This window comes from Neobacillus paridis (genome assembly GCF_016765675.1).
In the GTDB taxonomy this organism is placed as follows: Bacteria; Bacillota; Bacilli; order Bacillales; family Cytobacillaceae; genus Neobacillus; species Neobacillus paridis.
The window spans coordinates 1-628 of record NZ_JAESWB010000058.1 but is presented as its reverse complement, the minus strand read 5'-3'; the positions used below and the strand labels follow the sequence as shown (position 1 = coordinate 628).

Sequence of the window (628 nt, the reverse complement as noted above, 5' to 3'; positions counted from 1 at the left end):
GTGTCGCAATCGGAGTGTTGCTTACTAAAGGCTTGCTGAAGCAGATCGGTGGGGAGCCAAGCGAAGTAGCGGCCATCGCGAGCTCTATAGCCGAAGGCAATTTGTCAATCAAAGTAATTACCAAGTCTGAGGACCGTTCTAGTGTCATGTACGCAATGAAGGAAATGCGGGAAAGCCTTTTGAGAATCGTCTCCGATGTACGAAGTGGTACCGAAACGATTGCGAGCGCGTCTACTGAAATCGCATCTGGAAATCTCGACCTGTCCTCTCGTACTGAGCAACAAGCGTCTTCATTAGTGGAGACTGCTTCTTCGATGGAAGAACTAACCTCAACAGTTAAGCAAAATGCTGAAAATGCTCGACAGGCAAACCAACTTGCAGTTTCTGCATCCGCCATTGCTGTAAAGGGTGGCGCGATGGTAACGCAAGTTGTTGAAACGATGGAGTTAATCAATAGGTCTGCGCAAAAAATTTCTGATATCAATGCTGTAATTGACACCATAGCATTTCAAACCAACATATTGGCATTGAATGCTGCAGTCGAAGCCGCGCGAGCTGGGGAGCAAGGTCGGGGATTTGCGGTTGTTGCTGCGGAGGTTCGTAATCTAGCCCAGCGGTCCGCTGCTGC

1 protein-coding gene is annotated in these 628 nt (G+C 48.9%); it reads left to right on the top strand.

The window, feature by feature from the left end; translation table 11 throughout:
* Positions 1-628: methyl-accepting chemotaxis protein (locus JK635_RS05550; protein ID WP_235887911.1), on the top strand; the 628-nt coding region annotated here is incomplete at both ends.